The 912-nt window shown below is 43.4% G+C and carries 2 protein-coding genes; both read left to right on the top strand.

All coding sequences use genetic code 11. The features are described from left to right. Positions 1-597, top strand: a 597-nt coding sequence (locus A3750_RS00980; RefSeq protein ID WP_197474778.1) for a chemotaxis protein CheX, incomplete at its 5' end; no start/stop codon positions are given. 145 nt (positions 598-742) lie between these two features. After that, on the top strand, positions 743-912 hold a 170-nt coding region (locus A3750_RS00985), incomplete at its 3' end, for a response regulator (protein WP_156498285.1).

The raw sequence follows: 912 nt of genomic DNA on the forward strand, positions 1-912 counted from the left end.
ATCTGCAGCATGTTTTACCCTGCGGAGCTCGCAAGTGGCATTATCGAGTTATCCAAAAATGCATTCGAGAGTATCGTTCCCGGTGTCGAGGTTCGAAATGAACTGCCCTACTTGGTAAAAGATCAGATTATATATGGCGAGCTATTCAGCCTAATCCCTCTTGAGAGTGATTGGTGTCGCGGCTACATGATGCTGCAAACAACAGAAAATGAAGTCTTAGATCTTATTCGCTCAGGTGCGTCGCAAATCAAGAAAAACCAACCTGATTCCCGTGATAGCAACGGTATTCTGAACGAGGTCACTAACCTGATCTGGGGCAGCATAAGAGCACGCTATTTCACCAATGACGTCAACACTGATGGGCTGCGCACACAAGTTCCGATCATGGTAAACCACCAGAGGAAACACATTTCCTTTGGTTCTACCGAGCCACAACTTTGCTTTAAGTTTACTCTGCACGATCCCGAGATGCGTTTCCCAGATATCACGTTATATCAACGACTTATCTTCAATTTGAACTGGTCTCCAGAGAAATTTGAAGAAAGCGAAAAAGCCGTAGATGAGTTTGTCGATAACGGTGAATTGGAGTTTTTTTAACCAAATACTTGCACTCCAGAGCAAGTAGCTATACTCAAATTAATGCAGTAAGAACTCTAGAAAACTAGAGTCGGAAACAAAAAAACAAATTAGCAGATAAGAAAGGCAATGCCTTTCTAGCAGTAACAAACGCGAGGAAAGTACCATGGCACAGATTCTAGTAGTTGACGACTCAGCGACTGTTCGCAACGAAGTGAGCAGTTTTTTAGCAGCAAACGATCTATCAGTAGAAGTAGCAATCGACGGCAAAGACGGCCTAGACAAACTTCAGAAAGACGGTCAGATCAAGCTTGTTATCTCGGATGTAAACATGCC

This window comes from Oleiphilus sp. HI0079, from assembly GCF_001635105.1.